Below are 25,526 nucleotides of genomic sequence, written 5' to 3' on the forward strand. Positions count from 1 at the left end.
TCACGGGGTTTTGGCATTAACAGCGCTGCGCGCTACCCGGCTTGACCTTGCGGTACCGGCCGGCAATCACAGCGCTGCGCGCTACCCGGCGTATAACGCCGGGCTACTTTTTCGCTTTTTTGTTTGGCAGGTCGGTGATTGAGCCTTCAAACACTTCGGCGGCTAAGCCAACTGATTCATGCAAGGTTGGATGCGCATGAATGGTTAATGCGATGTCTTCTGCGTCACAGCCCATTTCAATGGCTAAGCAGATTTCGCCTAATAGCTCACCAGCGTTTGAGCCAACAATTGCGCCACCAATAATGCGGTTGTTTTTGTCAAACAATAACTTGGTGAAGCCATCGGTTGCGCCTTGCGCAATGGCACGGCCAGAAGCAGCCCAAGGGAATACTGCGGCTTCGTACTCAACGCCTTGCTCTTTCGCTTCTTTCTCAGTTAAGCCAGCCCATGCAACTTCTGGGTCAGTGTAGGCAATTGAAGGAATTACTTTCGGGTCGAAGTAGTGCTTCTTACCAGCAATAACTTCAGCCGCTACGTGGCCTTCGTGCACTGCTTTGTGCGCCAACATTGGTTGGCCAACAATGTCACCAATTGCGAAGATGTTCTTCACGTTGGTACGCATTTGGTTGTCTACTTCAATAAAGCCACGGTCAGTCACGTTTACACCCGCGTTTTCTGCGCCAAGTTTCTTACCATTTGGCGCACGGCCAACAGCCACAAGAACAGCGTCGTACTTCACTGGTTTCTCAGGCGCTTTGTCGCCCTCAAAGGTCACGTGAATACCGTCTTTTTTCGCTTCAACTTTCGCTGCTTTAGTGTTCAACATAATGTTGTCGAACTTCTTCGAAATTGACTTGGTGAAGGTTTTGATAATGTCTTTGTCAGCTGGTGGAATAAGCTGCTCAGTCATTTCAACCACGTCTACTTTCGCACCTAATGCGCTATATACACAGCCCATTTCTAAACCGATAATACCGCCGCCCAAAATCAACATGCGACCCGGTACAAATGGCAGTTCTAGTGCGTCGGTTGAGTCCCAAATGCGCTCGTCGTCATGCGGAACGAAAGGTAGTTTGATTGACTGAGAACCAGCCGCGATAATCGCGTTTTCAAAGTTCACTACGGTTTCTTTACCGTCTGCGTCTTTTACTTTCAGTTGCTTGTCGCTTGCAAATTCGCCAACGCCGTTTACCACGGTAACTTTGCGCATTTTCGACATTTGACCTAAGCCACCGGTCAATTGACCGATTACTTTTTCTTTGTGCTTACGAATTTTGTCGAGGTCGATTTTTGGCTCGCCGAATTCTACGCCTTCAGCGCCCATGTGCTTCGCATCTTCAATATGCTTGGCAATGTGCAGCAACGCTTTTGAAGGAATACAGCCAACGTTCAAGCACACGCCACCTAAGGTGCTGTAGCGCTCAACTAATACGGTTTCTAAACCTAAGTCAGCAGCACGAAATGCCGCAGAGTAACCACCTGGGCCGCCACCAAGAACGACAACTTGGGCCTTCACTTCTTTGCTCATATCAACCTCGTTAGAATTCGGGAAAACAATTCGGTAAAAACGTTGGGGCTGATTATAACAGCCCCAGGGTCATTTGTTTAATTTATAGAACCAATTTGCGAATATCGGACAAAACAGCGCTTAAATACACACTAAAGCGTGCCGCAACAGCACCGTCGATAACACGGTGATCATAGCTTAAGCTCAGTGGCAACATTAAGCGTGGTTCAAACTCTTTGCCATTCCACTTTGGTTTCATGTCGCTTTTTGACACGCCCAAAATAGCAACGTCTGGCGCATTCACAATTGGCGTAAACGCTGTACCGCCAATACCGCCGAGGCTTGAAATTGAGAAACAGCCGCCTTGCATATCTTGCGCTTTAAGCTTGCCGTCACGCGCCTTGGCACTAATTTCTAGCAGTTCGTCAGAAAGCTCGTAAATGCCTTTTTTGTCGACATCACGAATAACCGGAACCACCAAGCCATTTGGCGTATCAACCGCAATACCAATATGCACGTATTTTTTCATGATCAAGTGCTCGCCGTCTTCGGCTAGCGACGAGTTAAACACTGGGTACTCGCGCAGCGCTTTGGCAACCGCTTTCATGATGAATACTAGCGGAGTAATTTTCACGCCGTCTTTTTTCTTCGCTTGCAGCTCGTTTTCTTGCTTACGGAAGGCTTCAAGCTCAGTAATGTCCGCTTCGTCAAATTGTGTAACGTGCGGAATAGTTACCCAGTTACGATGCAGGTTCGGCCCTGAAATTTTCTGAATACGCGTTAATGGCACTTTTTCAATTTCGCCAAATTTGCTGAAATCAACTTTCGGCGGCGCAATGACTTGCAACCCGCCAGCACCTTGGCTAACGCCACTTGAGGCAGTCGCTTTCGGACGCGACAGCTCGTACTTCACGTACTCTTGCACGTCTTCTTTAAGTATCCGCTCTTTACGACCAGAACCTTTTACATTGTTTAGATCAACACCAAACTCATGCGCTAAGCGGCGAACCGCAGGCGATGCATAAGCCAAGCCCTCAGCCTTTGACTTTTTATCCAACGGGTGGTCCGGCACCGGCGGTTGACGCACCTCGCCGGGTGCAGATCCAGCCCCTTGGGCTGGGTCTGCATCCCCCTTCACCTCTTCGCCTGAAGGCGAAGAGGACACGTCTTTCCCACCACTTTCCGCAATGTCAGCATTAACGGCAGCTTCGCTGCCACCCGGCGTAGAACGCCGGGCTACGGTGTCCGCAGATTCACCAGCAACCTCAAGCATCACCACCAAAGAGCCCTGCTTCACCTTGTCGCCAACCTTCACCTCAACAGACTTCACCACACCCGCCTCTGGGCACGGCACATCCATCGTAGCTTTGTCGGTTTCAAGCGTAATCAGACCATCTTCAGCGTTAACTTCGTCACCAGCGCTGACCAGCACCTCAATAACATCCACCTCACCATCTTCACCGATGTCAGGCACCGCCACCTCTATCACGCTGGGTGCAGATCCGCTCTCGTCGCTACCGCGATCGGGGTCAGATCCAGCGTCAGCTGGGTCTGACCCCACTTTCTCCTCTTCGCCTTCAGGCGAAGAGGCCATGTCTTTACCACCACTTTCCGCGGTCTCACCATCAACGCCAGCTTCGCTGTCACCCGGCGTGGAACGCCGGGCTACGTCATCACCTGCCGCTTCAAACATCGCCAACAAATCACCTTCTTTAATCTTGTCGCCAACCTTCACTTTCATCTCAGCAACAACACCAGCAAACGGCGCCGGAATATCCATTGAGGCTTTATCGCTCTCAACCGTGATCAGCGAGTCTTCAGCTTCAACGCTATCGCCGTTGCTGACCAAAATTTCGATGACTTCAACTTCATCACCGCCCACATCGGGGGCTTTTACTTCTTTTAAATCTGCCATGCTTGCCTCCGCTCCCGTTGCTTACGCGTATAGTGGGTTGATTTTGTTGGTGTCGATGCCGAAGTCTTTAATGGCTTTTTCCACCACTTTGGCATCAATGTCACCCGCTTTGGCTAACTCAGTCAGCGCCGCAACAACAATGTATTGCGGGTTCACTTCAAAGTGACGACGCAAGTTTTCGCGGCTGTCTGAACGACCAAATCCATCCGTACCTAACACACGGTAAGGCGTTGGCACCCACGCACGAATTTGATCAGCGTACTGCTTCATGTAATCGGTTGCTGCAATGGTCGGCCCTTTGGCTTTGCTTAGCACATCAGTTACGTAAGCAGTTTTCTGCTTCTTGCCAGGGTTCAGCATGTTGTATCGCTCAACATCATAACCATCGCGCGCCAATTCGTTAAACGAGGTTGCGCTGTATACTTTAGCGGTTACGCCATAGTCGTTCGCCAAAATTTTCGCAGCTTCACGCACTTGCTGCAAAATGGTACCAGAACCCAACAACTGAACTTCGCCCTTCGCGCTTTTCGCTTTCACGCTTTCGAATTCGTACAAGCCCTTAATAATGCCCTCTTCAACACCTTCAGGCATTTCCGGCTGCGCATAGTTTTCGTTCATCACGGTTAAGTAATAGAACACGTTTTCTTGCTCGCCATACATGCGGCGCAAACCGTCTTGCACTATCACCGCCACTTCGTAACCGTAGGTTGGGTCATAAGTAATACAGTTAGGCACCGTGTTGAACAAGATGTGGCTGCTACCGTCTTGGTGCTGTAAGCCCTCACCGTTCAAGGTTGTACGGCCAGCCGTACCCCCCACTAAGAAACCACGTGCTTGGCTGTCACCAGCGGCCCATACCAAGTCACCTACCCGTTGGAAACCAAACATAGAGTAATAAATGTAGAACGGAATCATCGGCTCATTGTTGGTTGAGTAGCTAGTCGCTGCCGCCACCCATGACGCCATAGCGCCAAGCTCGTTAATACCTTCTTGCAATACTTGGCCCTGCTTGTCTTCGCGGTAGTAAGCCACTTGGTCAGCATCTTGCGGTTCGTATTTCTGGCCTTGGCTAGAATAAATACCCACCTGACGGAACAAGCCTTCCATACCGAAAGTACGGGCTTCGTCTGGAATAATTGGCACAATGCGTTTGCCAATTTTCTTGTCTTTTAACAGCGCGGTTAGTACGCGCACAAACGCCATGGTGCTTGAAATTTCACGCTCGCCTGAACCTTTAGTTACCGCTTCAAACGCCTTCAAGGAAGGAATTTCAAGTTCAACGTCAGTTTTCGCACGGCGCACTGGCATGAAGCCACCCAGCGACTCGCGACGCTCGCGCATGTACTTCATTTCTTCGCTGTCATCAGGGAACTTGTAGAACGGAATATCTTCAAGCTCGCTGTCTTTAATTGGAATGTTGAAACGGTCGCGGAAGTGTTTAATCGCTTCCATGTCCATTTTCTTCACTTGGTGGGCAATGTTTTTACCTTCGCCCGCTGCACCCATGCCGTAACCTTTCACGGTTTTCGCTAAAATAACCTGCGGACGACCTTTAGTGTTCACTGCTTTGTGGTAAGCCGCGTACACTTTCATTGGGTCGTGGCCACCACGGTTTAAGCGCCAGATATCTTCGTCTGTCAGGTTCGCCACCATGGCCTTGGTTTCTTCCGTTTTACCGAAGAAATGCTCACGAGTATACGCACCGCCTTTGGCTTTGTAGTTCTGGTACTCACCGTCCACGCTGCTTTGCATAATGTCGGCTAGCTTACCTTCGGTGTCCCGGTACAATAGTGGGTCCCAATAGCGGCCCCAAATAACCTTGATCACTTCCCAACCCGCACCACGGAACGTACCTTCAAGCTCTTGAATAATCTTACCGTTACCGCGCACAGGGCCGTCAAGGCGCTGTAAGTTACAGTTCACAATAAAGGTAAGGTTGTCTAAACCTTCGCGAGTAGCTAAGCCAATAGCACCTAAGCTTTCTGGCTCGTCCACCTCACCGTCACCTAAGAAGCAATAAACGCGCTGATTAGAGCAGTCTTTAATACCGCGGTCGGTTAAATATTTCAGATAGCGAGCCTGATAAATTGCCTGCATTGGGCCTAAGCCCATCGATACCGTTGGGAACTGCCAAAAATCTGGCATTAAATGCGGGTGTGGGTACGACGAAATGCCTTTACCGTCTACTTCTTGACGGAAGTTCTCTAATTGTTCATCGCTAATGCGGCCTTCGAGGTATGCACGAGCATAAATACCTGGGCTCGCGTGCCCCTGAATAAACAGGAAGTCACCGCCGTCTTGCTCAGTTGGCGCACGGAAGAAGTGGTTAAATCCTACGTCATACAACATCGCTGAAGACGCAAAGCTGGAAATATGACCGCCTAGCTCAAGGTCTTTTTTCGAGGCGCGCAACACCATTGCTAACGCGTTCCAGCGAATAGCCGAGCGAATGCGGTGCTCAATGGTACGGTTGCCCGGCATTTCGGGCTCTTGGCTGGCCGGAATGGTATTTAAGTACGCGGTGGTTGCGTTAAACGGCAAATAGGCACCGCTACGGCGGCCTTTTTCAATAAGCGATTCGAGTAAGAAGTGCCCGCGTTCTGGGCCGTCTTGTTCCAACACCACCTCGAGAGCTTCAAGCCACTCGCGCGTTTCTTGCGGGTCGATGTCGTCTTTTAAATGGTCAGTCATACTTCTGTCCTTACCCTTGCTGAGTTCGGCGTAGCGACCGCTGAATTCGTGATTGTTCACGATTCGAGGTGAGCAACGCATGTTCAATATAGGCTAGCAACTGATGACAAGCTTCGCGCGCTTGTTCGGGTTCACCAGCCGAGATGGCAGCGACAACCTGCTGCCGGTGTTCGTGTAATTGCTGCATGACACCTGGCTTGTGCGCAAGGTCCTGCAGGTTCTGAAGAATATTTTTCTGCAACAGTGGCAACATGCTGCGCACTAGGTGCAATAAGATCACATTGTGTGAGGCTTCGGTAATGCGCAAGTTAAACTCGGTTAATGCCTGCGCCTGTGCGGCCAGCTCCGTACCTGGCTCTTGCTTAAGCCCCTTAAAAGCCGCTTGAATGGCTTCCATATCTGCCGGCGTACCGCGCATTGCTGCGTAATACGAACTAATGCCCTCGAGCGCGTGGCGAAATTCAAGCAAATCAAATTGTGACTCGGGGTGCTGCGCCAGCAAGTCGAGCAATGGCTCTGCCACACGTTCTTGCATGTTATCGCAAACGTAAGTGCCACCACCTTGACGGCGCTCAACTAATCCGCGCGCTTCAAGTTTTTGAATGGCCTCACGTAAACTTGGCCGCGACACTGAAAATTGGGCAGCCAAATCACGCTCCGAGGGCAACCTAGCCCCGGCTTCGAGGGTTCCATCGACGATCATGGCTTCAATGCGTTCCATAATCACGTCAGATAATTTGGTCTGTTGTATGCGCTGAAATGTCATTTGTAACGTCAAACCCGATATTAGCTATTGGATATTAGCTATTGGATATTAGATATTGGAAAAATCAAAGTTCCTGTTCGGTGCTCAGAGTTCTAAAAGCGCCTCAAATATCTAATATCTAACAGCTAATATCGTCGTTGCTTTTGCCTTTGGTAATACCAATTGGCCAACATTTTAGATCAGGGTTCGGGAAAACCCAAGCACAAACTACCTAAACCCATCCGCCAATCGTCAAAATCGCCACTAAAATGATATATAACAACAAGTTACGCTTTACGAGTGCAACAGTGGTCAGAGCAGTTAGATCTTCCGCTTGCTCAGCAACCTTGGTGAGCGCAATGAAGTTGTTTTGTGGTTTGTTGCCCACCGAGTTTAGCCAAATGGCTGCTGCTTTGGAAAAGTTTCCAACCAGCAAAAAGCCAAGCGTCATAAACCGCGTTGGTAACCAGTTGATAATTTGGTTAGCTAGCTCCCAGCGCTGGCTGCGGCTGTGGCGCATCTCGCGCAAGGTGGCATAAACAAGTGCGCCAGTAATACCGAACAGCACAAAATAAACGAGCACCGCAAAGTAATGGCGTAGGTGTATCCACAACAATAAATGTTCAACTGGAGCTGCTTCGTTGCGCCCAGCGGCTTGCTGTAATTTCTTTAATTGATGCGCTTGCTCTGCGCCGTCTTCTTCGGCCTCAGCGATAAGGTATTTCTTGTAGGCTTTGCGTGCCTCTGGCGCTTGTATGGCCAGCAACACCCCAGCTGTACTTACCAGAAACGTGATCAACGTGCTATTTAATAACAGTAAAACAAAGCCAATGGCCAACGCCGGTATAATGGCCCACAGCACTTGGCCTAAGTCATGTTGGCGCCAGCCTTCTAGCTGCGTACTTTTCACTTGCCAGTGCTGCCAACGCAAAATTATGCGGCGCCAATGAAAATTGCGGGTAATTTCCAACGTTCGCTCAAGCGAATAAGCAAGCAAAATAGCCAACAAGTACATGGGTGTTTATACCTTCTTCGTCAAATTATCGTTCAACAATTGTTTGAAACGCTTCCAATCGAACGCTGGGCCGGGATCTGTTTTGCGCACCGGCGCAATATGTTCGTGCCCTACTATACGATGCCGCGTCAAAGCCGGATAGTGATCAATAAGTTGTCGGGCCACTTCGGCTAAGCGCTGATACTGCTCTTGAGTGTAGGGCGTAGTATCGGTTCCCTCAAGTTCGATACCAATGGTAAAGTCATTACAGCGGCGTCGACCACAATAGTTTGAACGCCCTGCATGCCAGGCGCGGCGGTGAAATGGCACGTACTGGATCAGCTCGCCGTCACGGCGTATTAGGCAGTGCGCTGACACACGCAGGCCTTCAAGAATAGCGAAATCAGGGTGTGCCGTGGTGTCTAGCGTGCCCATAAATAGCTCATCAACATAAGGCCCGCCGAACTCACCGGCCGGCAAGCTAATACCATGCACCACCAATACGCTGATATCGCTCAAGTCTGGGCGCTCATCGGCGTGGGGTGACTCGCGTTGTATGGCTTGCTCAAGCCAACCGTTTTTAATCATTTTTAGTTCTCACAAGGTTAAGCGAACTATTTGTTTTCTTTCGAGTCAGTCAGAATTCGGTGAGGCAACATTCGTTGGTGCAAAATGCCATGGACAACCAAAATATTTTTATTCACCCGATAAAAAATGATATGGCTGGAAACTGAATACCCCCTAAATGAATTATCCAATTCACTATATACGCTACCTAAATCTGGAAACTCACTTAATAAATGAAGCGCCGTTTCAATCTGTTGGCTATACGTATCAGATTGCTTACTCCCCCAATGGCTTTGGCTATATTCTCGAATCTCTATAAGATCGGCTAAGGCTTGTGAAGTAAATTTATAGCTCAGCATTGGTCAAATTTGCCGGCACGAATATCTGAAAATACAGCGTCACCATCGTGCAGCTCACCGGCTTGCTCTTGTCTCAAAGAAACCTCTAACCGAGCTTTTAGGGTCGCTAGCTTCATCTCCTCAATCATTTCATATTCCTCCATGGAAATAACCACCGCAACCGGCTTGTTGTTCTTAGTTATTGTTATGGGCGTTCCTTGCACCTTCATAATGAGTTCTCCAAAGTGGGTTTTGGCTTCATTGGCTGTCATCGTTTTCATCGTCACACCGTTCAATTCGTTCGATTTGTACGATATATAGCGTAAAAATTCATCATAAGCCAGCGAAACGAACTGTTTTAGCATGTTTTGCGGTGACAGTTTTCAAATTAAGACATCGCGTGTTTTGCGGACCGCTTCTTTCGCAAACAAAAAGTCGCAAACCACATGTCGTAAACAAAAACTACTGACTTGTGAGAACTGCGCGGCAACCCTACAATAGGTGCACTTTTATAGTCATAAATAACCACCGAACAAAAAGGCACACCGATGGATACTCGAGTAGACCCTACCTTGTTGGCTGCAGACCGTGAGCAGATGGTGCAGCGCGCGCTGCAAGAAGATTTGAACGGGCTCACTGCCGACTTGGACATTACCGCGCAACTCATTCCCGCTGGCGAAGAGGCTCGCGCCCGCGTGATTACCCGTGAAGACGCAGTGATTTGTGGTGTTGACTGGGTGAACGAAGTGTTTAAGCAACTCGGTGACGAGGTGACGGTTACTTGGCATGTGGCCGACGGTGACGACGTGGTCGCCGATAGCTTGTTATGCGAACTTGAAGGCCCCGCCCGCGTAATCTTAACCGGCGAGCGCACCGCCTTGAACTTTCTGCAAACCTTGTCGGGCGTTGCCACCACCACAGCCTATTACGTGCGTCATTTAGAAGGCAGCGACACGCGCTTGCTAGATACCCGCAAAACCATTCCAGGGCTACGTACCGCATTAAAGTACGCCGTTGTCTGCGGTGGCGGGTTTAATCATCGTATTGGTTTGTACGACGCCTACCTTATAAAAGAGAACCACATAATGGCTTGCGGCGGCATAGCACAAGCCATTGCCGAGGCGCGAAAGCTCAATCCGGGCAAACCGGTGGAAGTGGAAGTTGAAAATTTAAGCGAATATGACGATGCGCTTAAGGCCGGAGCTGATATCATCATGCTTGATAACTTCCCTTTACAGGATATTTACACAGCAGTAGAACAACGTACAGGTCAGACCCGTTTAGAAGTGTCCGGAAACATAACAGATAAGCGCTTGAAAGAACTAGCGTTAACAGGGGTGGACTTTATCTCCTCGGGCGCTATAACAAAAAACATACAGTCTATTGACCTTTCTTTAAGATTTCAAAAACTTTAGGTATTGACGAAATAAATTGTTCTGCTATGTTTTAACTGCAATGCGCAACTAAGCACCAGAAATGGGCTTAGCTGCCAGGCACGCTTTAAAAGGCAAAGCCACCGAGAGGTGGTGACGCAAAACCTCCGGTCCAACTAGCTACCTTTGGGTAGTCAGCGGATAGCGGGGCTGCAGGCTAAAGTCTGGTGGGTTGAAGTAGCTTTCCGATGTATGTCGACAAAGCAATACCACTTGTTCTTTCGGCTGATGCAGATGACTTGTTTGGTTCACTTTTGGTGGCCACCAAGTGCTGTAAGCATCTGGTTGCTACTTTAAATGGACTACAACAACAACTAATAAGTTCGAAAATACTTTCGGGAGATATTTCATGAAAGCGCAAGTACAAAAAGGTTTTACCCTAATCGAATTGATGATCGTTGTTGCGATCATCGGTATTTTGGCCGCTGTTGCAATTCCTATGTACAGCGATTACACACAACGTGCTAAGGCTGGCACTGGTATGGCCGCGCTAGCGTCATATAAAACTGGTATTGCAATGTGCTACCAAAAGCGCGGTATTTTTGATGCGGACAATTGCAGCACGGCTGGTCAAGACGGTATCCCTGGACGTATTGATTTAGACGGTACGACTGTTTCAGTGACTGGAGTTCGCTCTGCTACAGTTGCAACGGCGCAAGTTCCGGTGGACACCGATGGCGATGGTACAGCGGATGGTAATGAAGACGTAACCGGTATCATCGCGGAATTAGACGCAACTGATACTTCAGGCGCTTACATTGTAGTAAACCTTACCCCAAAATTAGTTGGTGGCAATATGTCTTGGGACATCACTTGTTCAGACTACGATGCAGAAGGTAATTCTCGAGTAGACGGTTGTACTGGTGAAGCTGTAGCTACCACCGTTCCTGCTGGTTAATAATAAATTCAATACATTATTAAGATTAATCATTATTTAGTTGGCTCCTTTTGGAGCCAACTACAATCTCTAGTAAAGGTAAATCATGCTGCATCACTCCCTCGCGGCGCTGCTGCTGCGTGACAAACTCATTCCTGAAGATAAGCTCACCCGTTGTAGTGAGTATGCTTGGGAAAATAAGCTACCATTTAGTGCTTGTTTAATTGAACAGAAGCTTATTTCGCCAAGCGAACTTGCCAACTTTTGTTATCTTGAATCAAATGCCCCTTGGCTTGATCTTGACGCCTTTAACCCAGATTTTCTGCCGCAAGAATTCATTAACGAGCGATTAATTCGTAAAAACCATGCGTTGCCGTTGTATATGCGTGGCAACGTGTTGTATGTAGCGGTTTCGGACCCAACCCGTATTGAAACACTGGACGAATTCCAGTTTCGTACCCGCATGCAAACCGAAGCGGTGTTGGTGGAAGAAAACAAGTTACAAAAATTAATTGATACGGTATTAGAAAATGAATCATCGGCTCTTGGCGTAACCGCAGAAGACGAGCAAGAGCTGCGTGATATTGATGCCACCGAAGAGCGCCAAGACGACACCGGCGCAGTGAGTGCAGACGTTAAAAACGATGCGCCCATAGTTATTTACATAAACAAAATGCTGCTAGATGCTATTAAGCGCGGTGCGTCGGATTTGCACTTTGAGCCTTATGAGCAAGAATATCGCATTCGTTTTCGTATTGATGGCGTACTGCATGAAATTGCCAAGCCGCCCGTGCAGCTTGCAGGGCGTATTGCCGCGCGTTTAAAGGTTATGTCGCAGTTGGATATTGCCGAGCGCCGTTTGCCACAAGACGGTCGTATTAAGCTAAAGCTTTCAAAACACAAAGCCATTGATTTTCGGGTAAGTACTCTGCCGACGCTATACGGCGAAAAAATAGTACTGCGTATTTTGGACGCTGCGGCGGCCATGATTGGTATCGAGTCGCTTGGTTACGAGCCCGATCAGCAGAAACTTTACGAAGAAGCCCTTGAGAAGCCGCAGGGGATGATTTTGGTCACCGGCCCCACAGGTTCAGGTAAAACCGTATCACTATATACCGGCTTGAACATACTCAACACGCCAGAGCGTAATATCTCCACCGCGGAAGACCCGGTAGAAATTAACCTTGTGGGTATTAACCAAGTTCAAATAAACGTGAAAGCCGGCTTAACCTTTGCTGATGCGTTACGCTCGTTCTTGCGCCAAGACCCGGACGTGGTCATGGTGGGTGAGATTCGTGACCTTGAAACCGCAGAAATAGCCATTAAAGCGGCACAAACCGGTCACTTGGTACTCTCGACTTTGCACACCAACTCGGCAGCAGAAACCTTAACCCGTTTAATGAACATGGGCGTGCCGGCCTATAACATTGCCGGCTCGGTCACACTCATTATTGCTCAGCGCTTGGCGCGCCGTTTATGCAACCAATGCAAAGCTGAAGAAAAGCTACCGGCAGAAGAAATGCGCCGCCAAGGCTTTAGCGAAGAACAAATTCAAACCAACACCATATTTAAAGCCGTGGGCTGTGACCAGTGCACTGGCGGCTACAAAGGCCGTACCGGTGTGTACGAAGTGATGCCGATAACGCCAAACATTGCCGACTTAATTATGGAAGGTTCGTCGTCACTTGAAATTGCCAAACAAGCGCGCGAAGACGGTATTAACTCATTGCGCCAATCGGCGCTGTTAAAAGTAACCGCGGGTATTATTAGTTTGGCGGAGGCCAACCGCGTTACGAATTTCTAATTATAATCATAATAATTTAGCTAACTTTCTTACAAGCAGGTGCAGTAATGGCGAAGAAACCACAAGCCGTGAAGGAAATCACCGAATTCGCATGGACAGGTATTAATAAGCGCGGCCAAAAAGTAAAAGGCCTCATGCGCGCAGATAACGACCGCATGGTACGCGCTCGTTTACGCGACCAAGGCGTAATGCCAAAGAGTGTGAAGAAAAAGGCCAAGTCGCTATTTGGAAATAAGAAAATTACCGGCGGCGACATAGCACTATTTACCCGCCAAATTGCCACCATGCTAAGTGCTGGCGTGCCTTTGTTGCAGTCGTTAGAGATGGTCGCTAAGGGCGTCGAAAACCCGAAGATTCGTGACTTAATGCTAACAATTGCCAACGATGTTGGCGCCGGTTCGCCGTTAGCTGCGGCCTTACGCAAGCACCCCGCAATTTTTGATACTTTGTATTGTGACTTAGTTGACTCGGGCGAACAGTCGGGTTCTTTAGAGACAATTTTTGATCGTATCGCCACTTATCGCGAAAAGTCTGAAGCCCTCAAAGCCAAAATCAAAAAAGCCTTGGTATACCCGGCGTCGGTTATTGTGGTGGCCTTAGTGGTAACCATTATCTTGCTGGTATTTGTAGTGCCGCAATTTGAAGCTGTGTTTAAAGATTTCGGTGCCGAGTTGCCGGCTATGACGCAGTTTGTGGTGTCATTGTCGGAAATTGTGCAGGCATATTTCTTATATGTAGCTGCTGGGTTCATTGTTGCGGGCTGGTTATTTAAGCGCGCCTACAGCAAAAGCCAAAATCTGCGCGACAAAGTTGATGCGATTTCCTTAAAAGTGCCGGTTATTAAAGAAATTTTGAACAAGGCCGCCGTCGCACGCTTTGCCCGCACACTTTCCACCACCTTTGCTGCTGGGGTGCCGCTGATTAACGCCTTAGACTCCGCCGCTGGTGCGTCGGGCAACGCGGTATATCGTGATGCAATTTTCCGCATTCGTGACGAAGTCACCTCAGGTATGCAAATGAATACCGCCATGCAGTCACAAGATTTATTCCCAACCTTAGCCGAGCAAATGGTTTTTATTGGTGAAGAATCTGGCTCGCTCGATGATATGCTAGCTAAAGTAGCGAGTATTTATGAGCGTGAGGTTGATGACTTGGTTGATAACTTAACCGCGCTACTTGAACCCATGATCATGGTGGTGATTGGTGTGCTTGTCGGCGGCTTAATTGTCGCCATGTACTTGCCAATATTCTCGCTTGGTAAAGTAGTTAGCTAAGGAATAAACTCAATGGAATTGATTTTAAATTACCCCGCCCAAACGGCTTGGGTAACGGCCTTCGGCCTTGCTTTAGGCCTTGCTTTAGGCCTTGTTGTGGGCAGTTTTTTAAACGTGGTTATTGGCCGTTTTCCGGTGATGATGCAGCGCCAATGGCAAAAAGAATGCGCCGAAGTGACGGGTATGACACCCGAACCACAGGCCAAATTTAATTTAGCTACGCCAGGCTCGCACTGCCCCAAATGCAAAACCGCCATTAAGTGGTATGACAATATTCCCGTCATAAGTTGGCTTGTGCTGAAAGCCAAATGTCGCGCTTGTCACACAAAAATCAGCGCACGTTATCCGTCAATTGAACTGCTAACCGGCATTATTTTCGCAATTATTGTGTGGCAGTTGGGCTTTACCTTCACTACCTTCGTGTATTTATGGTTAGCCTGTTTGCTGATTAGCATGTTTTTTATTGACGCTGACCACATGCTGTTACCCGATCAAATGACCTACCTGATGCTGTGGACCGGTCTAGGTTTTGCCATGTATAGCGGCCATATACCGCTACAAGACGCTGTCATAGGCGCAATGGCGGGTTATTTAGCTCTCTGGAGCGTGTACTGGGCGTTTAAATTACTGACTGGTAAGGAAGGTATGGGGTACGGCGACTTTAAGCTGCTAGCAGCGTTTGGCGCGTGGCATGGATACCAAATGCTACCGGTTACGGTTATTGCTTCAGCCGCTAGTGGCGCTGTTATTGGTATTATTTGGCAGCAAATTAACCGTAACAAGCAAGGGCAACCTATTCCGTTTGGTCCGTTTTTAATCTGCGGCGGCGTTATTGCCATGCTGTGGGGTGAAGAGCTCCTTGGTAGCTACCTGAATTGGGTGCACGGCTAATGTTTGTTGTAGGCGTTACCGGCGGTATCGGCAGTGGTAAAACCACCGTGACCGACCTGTTCTACCAACAAGGTATTGATGTGATTGATGCTGACGTTATTGCTCGTGGCATTATGGACCCAGGCTCTCCCGCGCTTGAAGCGGTTATACAGCGTTTTGGTGAACAAGCATTAACTCAAGATGGTCACTTAAATCGCGCTTGGTTACGCGAGCGTATTTTTGCCCACCCAGAAGACAAAACTTGGCTAAATAACCTAACCCACCCACTGGTTCGCGAACAATTGTTGCAGCAATTAGCGCAAGCTCAGTCGCCTTATGTGATCTTGTCTGCGCCGTTATTGGTTGAGAACCGCCTGACGAAATTATGCGACCGAGTTTTGGTGGTAGATGTTAGCGAAGCAACACAAATAGAGCGAACGGCCACGCGTGACAAAACTAGTGCTGAGCAAGTGCAGGCTATAATTGAGGCCCAAGCTAGCCGCGAGCAACGTTTAGCCGCCGCCGATAATGTCATTGATAACAACGGTGTGGTGGAAGCGTTACCCAAGCAAGTGGAAAAATTACACGAACTTTACCTGCGCCTAGCTGCCAATAAACAAGCAACTCGTTGAAACTTCAAAATAAGCAGCTATTATAGGCTCATGCACACACATAACCGAGCTCATGGATAACAATAATAATAACGGCACCATTGACTACGAATATCCGCTTTTAGAGCGGGTACGTACTTATCTGCGCCTTGAGCATATTCTGCTGGCGTTGCAACCTGCTACGCCTGTTACTCAGCAAAATTACACCCGTTACTTTAGTGCGCTGTTCGCTATTTTAGACTTGTGCGAGCGCAGCGACGTGCGAACTGATGTGCAAAAAGATCTTGAGCGCCGTAAAGGCCAACTGAAAGTGTGGGCACAACACCCCGATGTAAACCAAGAGCAATTACAGCAAACCATTGAACAGGTAAACCAAGCATTAGCCGCTATTCAGCCGTTAAACCGCGTGGGCAGCAGTTTGAAGCAAGACCGTTTGCTCAGCGCTATTCGTCAGCGTTTTGCAATGCCAGGTGGTACCTGTAACTTCGACGTGCCGCAGTTACATTTTTGGCTGAATCAGCCACAGCAGGTACGTGACAATGACAGTGCACGCTGGTGGAATGAGCTAGCCGTATTAGTTTCTGGGCTTACCTTAGAGTTAGAGTTGATGCGCGGTCAGGCTCGCTTTGAGCGGGTTACTGCGGTAAACGGTATGCTGCAAGAAAGTACCGAGCCGTTAAGCTTACTGCGAATAAGAGTAAGCGCTGACTTACCTGCCTACCCAGTTATTTCGGGCCATAAGCAACGGTTTAATATTCGGTTTTTACGCTACGAGCCAGAAAACGGCCGCGCGTCGTTTGATCAAGATATTGAATTTGGTTTAGCGCTGTGCCCTTAAGGGTTGCGGCGTAAAAAGTCTTGTAAGCAGTCAATAATCGCCACGTTCGCTGCTGGAAACTGGTACGCATCAAGCTGATGCACCGGCACCCATACCCATTCTTGCCCCTCTTTTTGGCGAACGTCACCACTGAAGTGCGTCACCATCCACACATCAAGTAGCACATGCTTATCGGGGTAATCAAAGGTAATTGCGGTTAGCGGCGAGGCCTCATGCACGGCAATGTTACATTCTTCATGCAACTCGCGGCATAAGGCTTGGTAGACATCTTCGTTGGCTTCAACTTTACCCCCAGGGAACTCCCATTTGCCCCCTTGGTGCAAATGCGCATGACGGCGGCTAATAAACACCGCGCCGTCGGGGTTTTGTATCACCCCAACAGCAACGTGTACGCGTTTAGATTTTGCCATGACAATGTTTGTATTTTTTACCTGAACCACATGGGCATGGCTCATTGCGGCCTACATCTGGCTTCGCTTGCGCTGGGCCTTGCGCTGCTGCGCTATCCGTGCCGCTTGTTGGTGTGCCTTGATGTTGAAACTCTTTTTGCTGTGCAGCTTCGGCGGCGCGGCGCTTCGCTTCTACCGCTTCAACGTCTTCTTCGGCCCGAACCCGAACCTTACTTAGAATAGTAATGACTTCAAGCTTCAAGGCCTCAAGCATGTCAGCAAATAATTCAAAGGCTTCGCGCTTGTACTCTTGTTTTGGGTTCTTCTGAGCATAACCGCGCAGATGAATACCTTGACGCAGATGGTCCATGGCTGCCAAGTGCTCTTTCCAGTGCATGTCTAGGCTTTGCAGCATGATGGTTTTTTCAAACTGACGTAGCACTTGTTCGCCAACCATCTCTTCTTTTTCTTTGTAAGCTGTTACTAACGACTCAAGAATACGCTCGCGCAAAATTTCCTCGTGCATTTTGGCGTCTTCGTCTAGCCACTTGCCCACTGGCAAGTCGACCGCGAAATCAGCGCGCAAACGCTCTTCTAGGCCTGGAACATCCCACATTTCAATCAGTGAACCTGGTGGAATGTATTCGTTAATAACGCGCTCAATAACGTCTTCACGAATAACCGTAATGGTTTCTGAAATATCGCCTTCGTCAAGCAACTCGTTACGTTGCTCGTAAACCACTTTACGTTGGTCGTTGGCTACGTCATCGTACTCGAGCAATTGCTTACGAATATCAAAGTTGCGGCCTTCTACTTTGCGTTGCGCGTTTTCAATGGCACGGCTTACCCACGGGTGTTCAATTGCTTCGCCACGCTTCATGCCAAGGCGCTTCATCATGGTCGCCATGCGATCAGACGCAAACATACGCATGAGTGAGTCTTCCAGTGACAGATAAAAGCGTGATGAACCTGGGTCACCCTGGCGACCTGAACGACCACGTAACTGGTTATCAATACGGCGTGACTCGTGACGCTCAGTACCAATAATATGCAAGCCACCTGCTTCAATAACGGCGTCATGACGTTCTTGCCATGCAGCTTTCAGTTGTTCAATTTTTTCTGGCGTTGGCTCTTTGAGCTCTGAAATTTCGGTTTGTAAGTTACCGCCCAACACAATATCGGTACCACGACCGGCCATGTTGGTAGCAATTGTCACTGCGCCTGGCAAGCCGGCTTGTGCAACAATCTCCGCCTCACGGGCGTGAAACTTGGCGTTCAACACGTTATGTGGAATTTTCTTTTTCTTCAACAACCGTGACAGCAGCTCTGAAGACTCTATCGAAATAGTACCCACCAAAACAGGGCGCTTGGCCGCACGGCATTCTTCAATGTCGGCCACAATGGCTTCGTATTTTTCTTCCGCACTAATAAAGATTAAGTCGGCGCGGTCATCACGAATCATTGGGCGGTTGGTTGGAATAACCACCGTTTCTAAACCATAAATTGACTGAAACTCGAAGGCTTCGGTGTCTGCAGTACCGGTCATACCGGCTAGCTTGGTATATAAACGGAAATAGTTCTGGAAGGTAATCGACGCTAATGTCTGGTTTTCATTCTGAATTTTCACACCTTCTTTGGCTTCAATAGCTTGGTGTAAACCTTCTGACCAACGGCGGCCCTCCATGGTACGGCCGGTGTGCTCATCAACAATAACAATTTGGTCGTCTTTGACAATGTAATCAACGTCTTTTTGGAACAAGTGGTGCGCGCGCAATGCGGCATTCACGTGGTGCAGCAAGGTAATATTTGCCGCTGAGAACAGTGAGTCATCTTCGGCCAGCATGCCGCGCTCTTTCAAAATTTCTTCCACGCGCTCTTGGCCGTTTTCGGTCATGTGCACTTGTTTCGACTTCTCGTCGATAGTGAAGTCGCCTTCGCCACGCTCTTCTTCGGTGTCTTCTTTTTCCTGCTGTTGCAGCAACGGCACAATGTCATTCATTTTAATGTACATGTCCGAGCTGTCTTCCGCGGCACCAGAAATAATCAATGGCGTACGCGCTTCGTCAATTAGAATAGAGTCAACTTCGTCGACAATGGCATAGTTTAATTCGCGCTGAACGCGATCTTGCGGGCTAAACGCCATGTTGTCGCGCAGGTAATCAAAGCCAAATTCGTTGTTGGTGCCATAGGTAATATCGGCCGCATAAGCTTCACGCTTGGCTTGCGGGTTCATGCCTGGAATATTAAACGCAACGGTTAAACCAAGAAACTCAAACAACGGGCGGTTCGTTTCGGCGTCACGACGTGCTAAGTAGTCGTTCACCGTCACAATGTGTACGCCCTTACCACTTAGGGCGTTTAGGTAGGCCGACAAGGTTGCGGTTAAGGTTTTACCTTCACCGGTGCGCATTTCAGCAATGCGATTGTCGTTTAAGATCATCCCGCCCACTAGCTGCACATCGAAATGGCGCATTTTAAACACGCGCTTTGATGCTTCACGCACGGTGGCAAAGGCTTCAACCAGCAAATTATCTAGGTTTTCGCCCTGTTCAACACGCTGCTTAAATTCGACTGTTTTTTGCTTGAGCTCTTCGTCGCTGAGCGCTTCAAATTCGGGCTCGATGGCGTTGATTTGTTGAACTTTTTTCTGCAGACCTTTGAGGATACGGTCGTTGCGGCTACCAAATACCTTACGAAATAGACTACCTAACATGTGAGTTTTAGTTCCTGTTGTGACAACCGTGACGCTTAATCAGCGTCACGATAGACAAATTTGTATGGGTCAATTTGACGATTATTACGCAGTACTTCGTAATGAACGTGAGGCCCCGTAGAGCGGCCCGTACTACCGATAAGCGCAATCTTCTGGCCGCGCGTTACCACATCGCCTTCTTTCACCAACAATTCTTTACTATGACCATAACGGGTTTTTAAGCCACCGCCGTGGTCAATCTCAATAAGTTTACCGTAACCTGAGCGCTCGCCGGCCCACGTCACAACACCAGCCCCAGTTGCGAACACGCCAGCACCTTCTTCCAAGCTGGCAAAGTCTAACCCTTTGTGCATAGCCGGTTGGCCATTGAAGGGGTCTTTACGAATGCCATATTGTGACGATAACCAGCCAGACTCAATTGGACGGCCAGCAATATAGCTCTCTGCTGAGATATGGTGACTCATCATCACAGACTCAAGTAGGGCAAGCTGTTTTTGTTTCTCTGACAGTTGTCCCATCATGTTTTCAATTTGGTCGATAACATCACGACCATCAACACGTGGCGCATCTAAAATGGACGCCTCTGGGCCACCCATGATGTCACCTTGAGACTCGGTAAATGCGAATTCACCGTTGTCGAGATCGGCGACCGAGGCTAACCGCTGCCCAAGTGCATCTAAGCGACGAAGCTGCGACTGCATTTCGCCCAAATAAATCGTCATTGCGGTAAGCTTTTTCTCGGTTTCGTTTTTAAGCTCACGAACAACTTCTTGCTGGGCGGCAAGTGCAATCTTCTCATCGTTAATTTTTGCTTGCGCGGCTTTCACGTCAAGCTGTGCCGGTGCCCATGGTTTTGCCAATGCCACCGCACCAAGCGCAGCTAAGCCCGCCAGCGACAACATCCGTCGACGGCTTAGCTCGAAGCTGAATTTTACTTTGGAGCCTCGGTAGAAGACTGATAAACTCATGCAATCTCTCGCTGCGTATTATTATTTATGGCACGTAAACGACCACGCGATATACAACAATTGTTCGGCCGTCAACGCTTAGCGCGTTTTACTGACTTTACCGAGCAATACCAACTCTGGCAACAGCAATTGCAACATTGTTTTGATGCATTGCAGCTGTCGCCTATGTTGGCACATTGTAAAGTGGTGTCGGTTCGTGCGCACACCCTCGTGCTGGAAGTATCTTCGGCTGCCTTGGCAAGCCGCCTGAAACAACAGCAAGGACGCATTATAACGTATTTTCAGTCAGGATCTACGTTACCGATCACTGACTTGGAAGTGCGGGTGCGGCCAGGCACTCACGCCAGTGCGCAAACCGCACTGCAAGCCGTTCAAAAAACAGACATTATAGAGACGAAGCCTGAAGCCCCGAAAGAAAACGAAGCCGTAAGAAAGCTGCGTGAACAAGCGGAATTATGCGAAGAACCGCTACGCTCCCAGCTGCTCGCGCTAGCCGATAAGTATGAGCTGTAGCCCGGCGTTTTACGCCGGGACGTGGCGTAGCCACGGTTAATGCCTAATGGATATCAATGATGTTCGTCGAAAGAATATCAATGATGTTCGTCGAGAGAATATCAATGATGTTCGTCGAGATTAACGGTGCTGCGCACCACCCGGCGTAGAACGCCGGGCTACGCCAGCGCTGGGGTGGCGAACGCAATAGGCGCGGTGGCTTCGTCGTCAAAGGTGACGAATTCCCACGCTTCTTGATTTTGCAACACAGCACGCAACAAGTTGTTGTTCAACGCATGGCCCGACTTAAACGCTCGCAAGTTACCCAAAATGGCATAACCGCCCATGTACAAATCGCCAATGGCGTCGAGTACTTTGTGCTTGACGAATTCGTCGTCATAGCGCAAGCCGTCGCTGTTAAGAATACGGAATTCATCAAGCACCACGGCATTATCAAAGCTGCCGCCAAGCGCCAAGTTGTTGGCGCGCAACATTTCGATGTCTTTCATAAAGCCAAAGGTACGCGCACGGCTAATTTCTTTGATGAAATTGCTGCTGCTAAAGTCAATGCTAACCACTTGGCCAGTGTCGGCAATGGCTGGATGGTCGAAATCGATGGCAAAATCGATGCGGAACCCGTCATGGGGTAACAGTTCCGCCCATTTGTCGTCTTCTTCAACCCGAATTGGCTGTTTGATTTTGATAAACTTTTTCGCTGCGCCCTGCTCTTCAATGCCCGCGCTCTGCAGCAGGTAAATAAAGGGGTGAGAGCTACCATCCATGATCGGAATCTCATGGCTATCAACTTCAATGATTAAGTTATCGATGCCCATTGCAGCAATAGCGGCCAATAAATGCTCCACTGTCGACACGCGCACGTTGTCATCGTTGATCAGACAGGTACACATACGCGTATCCCGCACTAACTCAGCGTTAGCAGGAATATCAACAGCAGGGTTCAAGTCTACACGGCGAAACACCAACCCTGTATTCACAGGCGCTGGGCGCAGCGTTAGCTGAACCTTGTTGCCTTTATGCAGGCCCACACCTGTGGTTGCAATAGGCTGTTTGATTGTACGTTGTTTAATCATGTCCGCTCTTCTTAATCTTAAAGTCAAAGAAGCCATTGAGTCTTTTGACTAGCAAAAGGCGCAATAGTTTACCGGATTATCTAAAAAACCGCAACATCTAGCAGTTCTTAATCGACTTGGCGACGTAAGAACGCTGGAATATCCAGATAATCCATGTCTTTGCCTTGATTCGCCTGAGGCTTAGCGGCTGGTTTGCTGCTTACCACAGGTTCTTCTTCCATTGGCTCGTCATCAAGTTCCGGTTCCATCTTGCGTGCCGTCGCTGCATTGCTGTAACCACCTTGCGGGGCACTTGGTGCAGTAGACGTACGCTGGCCGTAGCTTGGTGCTGGTTCACGACGGTTCACCAGCGAAATATCTGGCTTTCGTTCGCCACCAATACCGGTTGCTACAACCGTAACGCGCAACTCTTCTGACATATCCATATCGATAACGGTACCAACAATAACTGTTGCGTTTTCAGACACAAAGCCTTTAACCACGTTACCGACAATTTCAAATTCTTCCATGCTCAAGTCCATGCCAGCGGTAATGTTCAACAACACACCACGTGCACCCGACAAGTCGATGTCTTCCAGTAGCGGGCTGTTGATAGCCATTTCTGCGGCTTCTTGAGCACGGTCTTCACCACGCGCAATACCGGTACCCATCATGGCGGTACCCATTTCGCGCATTACCGCACGTACGTCTGCAAAGTCGACGTTGATCAGGCCGTCGCGGGTAATTAAGTCTGAAATACCTTGTACAGCGCCTAATAATACGTCGTTTGCCTTTGCAAATGCATCTAGCAGACTGGTGCCTTTACCTAAAACTTTCAAAAGCTTCTCGTTTGGAATGGTAATTAACGAGTCAACGTTACGCGCCAACTGGTCAATACCTTCTTTCGCCGCAGCCATACGGCGCTGACCTTCAAACGGGAATGGTTTGGTGACCACGGCCACAGTCAAAATACCCAGTTCGCGTGCTACTTCAGCCACCACTGGCGCCGCACCCGTACCGGTACCACCGCCCATACCGGCGGCAATAAAGACCATGTCAGCACCTTGCAACTGCTTACGAATTTCGTCGCGTGCTTCTTCGGCTGCTTGACGGCCAATTTCTGGGTTCGCACCAGCACCAAGGCCTTTGGTGATGTCGGTACCCAATTGAATGGTTGAATGAGCCCCATGATTACGCAACGCTTGCGCATCGGTGTTGGCAACAATAAATTGCACACCTTCAATAGACTCGTTAATCATATGTTTGACAGCGTTACCTCCGCCGCCACCGACGCCGATGACTTTAATCACCGCGTCTGTATCAAAGTTGTCGACTACTTCGAATACTTCAGACATGTTGTTTCTCCTTTAACCTGCTTATTGTACAACCCCTTAACAAATATCCAAAACGTTGTTTTGCTTAAAATTCGCCTTTAAACCAGCTCAGCAAACGTTTCCCCATACCTATAACGTTTGTTGTGCTCGCTTCTTGTTGACGGTTTTGGACATCTTCCTGGCCATAACGTAACAACCCAACCGCTGTTGCATAGGTTGGATCTTGCACGTAATCGCTCAAGCCTTGCATACCAAGTGGCTCACCTAAGCGCACTGGCATTTGAAATATTTCTTCTGCAAATTCAATGGCTCCTTCCATGCGGCCGCAACCTCCGGTGAGCACAATACCTGCTGCAATTTGATCTTCTAAGCCGCTTTGGTTGATTTGATCGCGAATTAATTCAAACAATTCTTGATAACGCGGCTCTACCACTTCGGCCAAAATATGACGTTGCATGGTGCGTGATGGGCGTCCGCCCACTGAAGGCACTTCAATGTTGTCGTCTTTGCTGACTAATTCGCGCAACGCACATGCGTATTTGGTTTTTATTTCTTCGGCGTGGTTCAGCGGGGTGCGGAATATTTTCGCGATATCACTCGTTACCTGATTACCGGCCGCCGGAATAACTGCCGTATGGCGCAACACGCCGCCGGTATAAATATTAATATCGATGGTGCCGGCGCCCATATCAACCAAGGCTACGCCAAGATCTTTTTCGTCTTCAGTCAGCACCGCATAGCTGGACGCTAGCGCTGAAAAAATTAAGCGGTCAACAGTTAAGCCACAACGCTCTACCGCTTTGACAATGTTTTTCGCCATGTCGTTGGCGCAGGTAATAATGTGTACTTTGGCTTCCATACGCACACCCGACATACCAATCGGGCTTTTAATGCTTTCTTGCGAGTCGATAATAAACTCTTGCGGCAGTACGTGCAGAATACGGCGCTCTTGGGCAATAGGCACCGACTTGGCGGCGTGAATCACGCTGTCCACGTCGTCTTGTGTTACTTCGGCTTCGTTAATCGGCACCATGCCTGACTCGTTTTGGCAGGCAATATGGCGACCAGATATATTCAAATACACCGAAGCCACACGGCAGTCTGCCATGAGTTCGGCTTCTTCAATGGCGCGTTGAATAGACTGCACCACCAGGTTCAAGTCATTCACGCCGCCTTTGTCCATGCCACGCGCAGCTGCCGCGCCTACGCCAATAACGCTAATTTCAGCGTCAGGCATTACCTCGCCAATAAGCGCAACCACCTTACTGGTGCCTATATCTAGTCCTACGACCATGTTGCGTTCTGCTGCTTTTGACATGCTGTTATGCTCTCTTTTTATGTCTGCTTGTTGTACTTTTTAACGCTGTTTCTATTGCTGTTTCCAGGCCACCGCAACGCCGGTGTCATATCGTAAATCGACATAATCTATCGGCTGTGTTTTGTGCCGAATAATTGTCGGGAACAAGTCTATAAATCGCTGTACTCGCTCCAATAATCCTTCGCGGCCAATATGTAGCTTAATGCCCGACATTAACTCCACGTCTACGGCAAACCGCTCGGTTAAGGTTAATGCCACTACTGTGTGGCCGTTTAGTTCAAGCAACTCATGCACTTGCTGATATTGCTCAACTGTTTCTTTCACGGCGTGCTCAGGCCCAGATAACTTAGGCAATAGCACGTCTATTTCTGTTTTATCTACCTCAAACACCTCCCCATCACGGGTAACTAAAGCATTTGGGCGTTGCTGTTCATTCCAGTGCCCTAACGGTTGTTGCTCCACCACAAATACCCGCAACACATCTGGCCATTCTTTGCGCACCGACGCCTGTGCTATCCAAGGGTGTGCTTCTAAACGCTCGCGAATCACATCCACATCGGCCGAGAAAAAGCTCCCTAACGGCTCACCGGCTAACGCTTGTCGCACTTCTGTGCGATCGAGATAATGCAGTTCCCCCTGCACTACCAAACGTTTTAACGGCACTTCGTTGGCATCCATAGCCAAGTAATATAACGACACAGCACCGGCTATCGCCCCGACGACTACGCTGATAAAAAAGCTAAATCCTAGCCAAAACTGCCAGCGTACTGCCGCCACT

22 protein-coding genes, 1 pseudogene and 1 riboswitch are annotated in these 25,526 nt (G+C 48.9%); of the genes and pseudogenes, 8 read left to right on the forward strand and 15 right to left on the reverse strand.

Annotated elements, in window-relative coordinates; translation table 11 throughout:
• Positions 1 to 103: 103 nt before the first annotated feature.
• The 8 genes from lpdA to ASC40_RS07960 form a co-directional block, all read right to left on the reverse strand.
• Positions 104 to 1,528 (reverse strand): dihydrolipoyl dehydrogenase, encoded by a 1,425-nt coding sequence (gene lpdA / locus ASC40_RS07925; RefSeq protein WP_055439267.1) that lies wholly within the window; start codon positions 1,526 to 1,528, stop codon positions 104 to 106.
• A gap of 82 nt (positions 1,529 to 1,610) precedes the next feature.
• Positions 1,611 to 3,422 carry a dihydrolipoyllysine-residue acetyltransferase gene (gene aceF, locus ASC40_RS07930; RefSeq protein WP_055439268.1) on the reverse strand — a complete coding sequence of 604 codons (1,812 nt, stop codon included), beginning with the start codon at positions 3,420 to 3,422 and terminating at the stop codon, positions 1,611 to 1,613.
• Positions 3,423 to 3,443: 21 nt separating this feature from the next.
• Complete coding sequence (gene aceE / locus ASC40_RS07935) at positions 3,444 to 6,113, reverse strand: pyruvate dehydrogenase (acetyl-transferring), homodimeric type (RefSeq protein WP_055439269.1); 2,670 nt, start codon at positions 6,111 to 6,113, stop codon at positions 3,444 to 3,446.
• A gap of 10 nt (positions 6,114 to 6,123) precedes the next feature.
• The gene (gene pdhR / locus ASC40_RS07940) at positions 6,124 to 6,879 is read right to left on the reverse strand and encodes a pyruvate dehydrogenase complex transcriptional repressor PdhR (protein ID WP_055439270.1); all 756 of its coding nucleotides are present in this window, start codon (positions 6,877 to 6,879) and stop codon (positions 6,124 to 6,126) included.
• A gap of 211 nt (positions 6,880 to 7,090) precedes the next feature.
• Positions 7,091 to 7,873: a regulatory signaling modulator protein AmpE gene (gene ampE / locus ASC40_RS07945; protein WP_055439271.1), complete on the reverse strand. Its 783-nt coding sequence runs from the start codon at positions 7,871 to 7,873 to the stop codon at positions 7,091 to 7,093.
• Positions 7,874 to 7,879: 6 nt separating this feature from the next.
• A complete protein-coding gene (gene ampD, locus ASC40_RS07950; protein WP_055439272.1) occupies positions 7,880 to 8,440 on the reverse strand; it encodes a 1,6-anhydro-N-acetylmuramyl-L-alanine amidase AmpD in 561 nt (186 codons plus the stop codon).
• 26 nt (positions 8,441 to 8,466) lie between these two features.
• The gene (locus ASC40_RS12100; RefSeq protein ID WP_055439273.1) at positions 8,467 to 8,778 is read right to left on the reverse strand and encodes a type II toxin-antitoxin system RelE/ParE family toxin; all 312 of its coding nucleotides are present in this window, start codon (positions 8,776 to 8,778) and stop codon (positions 8,467 to 8,469) included.
• Positions 8,772 to 9,038 (reverse strand): type II toxin-antitoxin system Phd/YefM family antitoxin, encoded by a 267-nt coding sequence (locus ASC40_RS07960; RefSeq protein WP_055439370.1) that lies wholly within the window; start codon positions 9,036 to 9,038, stop codon positions 8,772 to 8,774. Before ASC40_RS07960 ends, ASC40_RS12100 begins: the two co-directional genes overlap by 7 nt.
• 267 nt (positions 9,039 to 9,305) lie before the next feature.
• On the opposite strand from ASC40_RS07960, the gene nadC reads away from it, so the two are divergent.
• The 7 genes from nadC (at position 9,306) to zapD (ending at position 16,464) form a co-directional block, all read left to right on the forward strand.
• On the forward strand, positions 9,306 to 10,172 hold the full coding sequence (nadC, locus tag ASC40_RS07965) for a carboxylating nicotinate-nucleotide diphosphorylase (protein ID WP_055439274.1): 867 nt from the start codon (positions 9,306 to 9,308) through the stop codon (positions 10,170 to 10,172).
• Between the two features lie 81 nt (positions 10,173 to 10,253).
• Positions 10,254 to 10,348, forward strand: a riboswitch (cyclic di-GMP riboswitch).
• A 191-nt stretch (positions 10,349 to 10,539) separates the two neighbouring features.
• Positions 10,540 to 11,088, forward strand: coding sequence for a pilin (locus ASC40_RS12055; RefSeq protein ID WP_082432509.1), 549 nt, complete (start codon positions 10,540 to 10,542; stop codon positions 11,086 to 11,088).
• A gap of 85 nt (positions 11,089 to 11,173) precedes the next feature.
• Complete coding sequence (gene pilB / locus ASC40_RS07975; RefSeq protein ID WP_055439275.1) at positions 11,174 to 12,871, forward strand: type IV-A pilus assembly ATPase PilB; 1,698 nt, start codon at positions 11,174 to 11,176, stop codon at positions 12,869 to 12,871.
• 47 nt (positions 12,872 to 12,918) lie between these two features.
• Positions 12,919 to 14,145, forward strand: coding sequence for a type II secretion system F family protein (locus ASC40_RS07980; protein WP_055439276.1), 1,227 nt, complete (start codon positions 12,919 to 12,921; stop codon positions 14,143 to 14,145).
• 12 nt (positions 14,146 to 14,157) lie between these two features.
• On the forward strand, positions 14,158 to 15,036 hold the full coding sequence (locus tag ASC40_RS07985) for a prepilin peptidase (protein WP_055439277.1): 879 nt from the start codon (positions 14,158 to 14,160) through the stop codon (positions 15,034 to 15,036).
• On the forward strand, positions 15,036 to 15,647 hold the full coding sequence (gene coaE, locus ASC40_RS07990) for a dephospho-CoA kinase (RefSeq protein ID WP_055439278.1): 612 nt from the start codon (positions 15,036 to 15,038) through the stop codon (positions 15,645 to 15,647). The genes ASC40_RS07985 and coaE overlap by 1 nt, the downstream gene beginning before the upstream one ends.
• Positions 15,648 to 15,699: 52 nt before the next feature.
• Positions 15,700 to 16,464 carry a cell division protein ZapD gene (zapD, locus tag ASC40_RS07995; RefSeq protein ID WP_055439279.1) on the forward strand — a complete coding sequence of 255 codons (765 nt, stop codon included), beginning with the start codon at positions 15,700 to 15,702 and terminating at the stop codon, positions 16,462 to 16,464.
• Here zapD and mutT read toward each other — a convergent pair.
• From mutT to ASC40_RS08010, 3 genes and pseudogenes are all read right to left on the reverse strand, one after another.
• Positions 16,461 to 16,874: an 8-oxo-dGTP diphosphatase MutT gene (mutT, locus tag ASC40_RS08000; RefSeq protein WP_055439280.1), complete on the reverse strand. Its 414-nt coding sequence runs from the start codon at positions 16,872 to 16,874 to the stop codon at positions 16,461 to 16,463. The two genes, zapD and mutT, sit on opposite strands and share 4 nt — an antisense overlap.
• A 150-nt stretch (positions 16,875 to 17,024) precedes the next feature.
• Positions 17,025 to 19,566, reverse strand: a pseudogene (gene secA / locus ASC40_RS08005) (preprotein translocase subunit SecA); the annotation flags it as partial.
• Between the two features lie 35 nt (positions 19,567 to 19,601).
• Positions 19,602 to 20,534, reverse strand: a complete 933-nt coding sequence (locus tag ASC40_RS08010; RefSeq protein WP_055439282.1) for a M23 family metallopeptidase — start codon at positions 20,532 to 20,534, stop codon at positions 19,602 to 19,604.
• A gap of 27 nt (positions 20,535 to 20,561) precedes the next feature.
• Between ASC40_RS08010 and ASC40_RS08015 the strand changes: the two genes are divergently transcribed.
• Positions 20,562 to 21,047 (forward strand): DciA family protein, encoded by a 486-nt coding sequence (locus ASC40_RS08015; protein WP_055439283.1) that lies wholly within the window; start codon positions 20,562 to 20,564, stop codon positions 21,045 to 21,047.
• A gap of 158 nt (positions 21,048 to 21,205) precedes the next feature.
• Here the strand turns inward: ASC40_RS08015 and lpxC are convergent, their stop codons facing one another.
• From lpxC to ASC40_RS08035, 4 genes are all read right to left on the reverse strand, one after another.
• The gene (lpxC, locus tag ASC40_RS08020; RefSeq protein ID WP_055439284.1) at positions 21,206 to 22,117 is read right to left on the reverse strand and encodes a UDP-3-O-acyl-N-acetylglucosamine deacetylase; all 912 of its coding nucleotides are present in this window, start codon (positions 22,115 to 22,117) and stop codon (positions 21,206 to 21,208) included.
• 107 nt (positions 22,118 to 22,224) lie between these two features.
• The gene (ftsZ, locus tag ASC40_RS08025) at positions 22,225 to 23,451 is read right to left on the reverse strand and encodes a cell division protein FtsZ (RefSeq protein ID WP_055439285.1); all 1,227 of its coding nucleotides are present in this window, start codon (positions 23,449 to 23,451) and stop codon (positions 22,225 to 22,227) included.
• Positions 23,452 to 23,515: 64 nt separating this feature from the next.
• Positions 23,516 to 24,748, reverse strand: a complete 1,233-nt coding sequence (gene ftsA, locus ASC40_RS08030) for a cell division protein FtsA (RefSeq protein WP_055439286.1) — start codon at positions 24,746 to 24,748, stop codon at positions 23,516 to 23,518.
• 51 nt (positions 24,749 to 24,799) lie between these two features.
• Positions 24,800 to 25,525: a cell division protein FtsQ/DivIB gene (locus ASC40_RS08035; RefSeq protein ID WP_055439287.1), complete on the reverse strand. Its 726-nt coding sequence runs from the start codon at positions 25,523 to 25,525 to the stop codon at positions 24,800 to 24,802.
• Between the last annotated feature and the right edge of the window lies 1 nt (position 25,526).

It is taken from the genome of Pseudidiomarina woesei (assembly GCF_001418345.1).
Taxonomy (GTDB): Bacteria; Pseudomonadota; Gammaproteobacteria; order Enterobacterales; family Alteromonadaceae; genus Pseudidiomarina; species Pseudidiomarina woesei.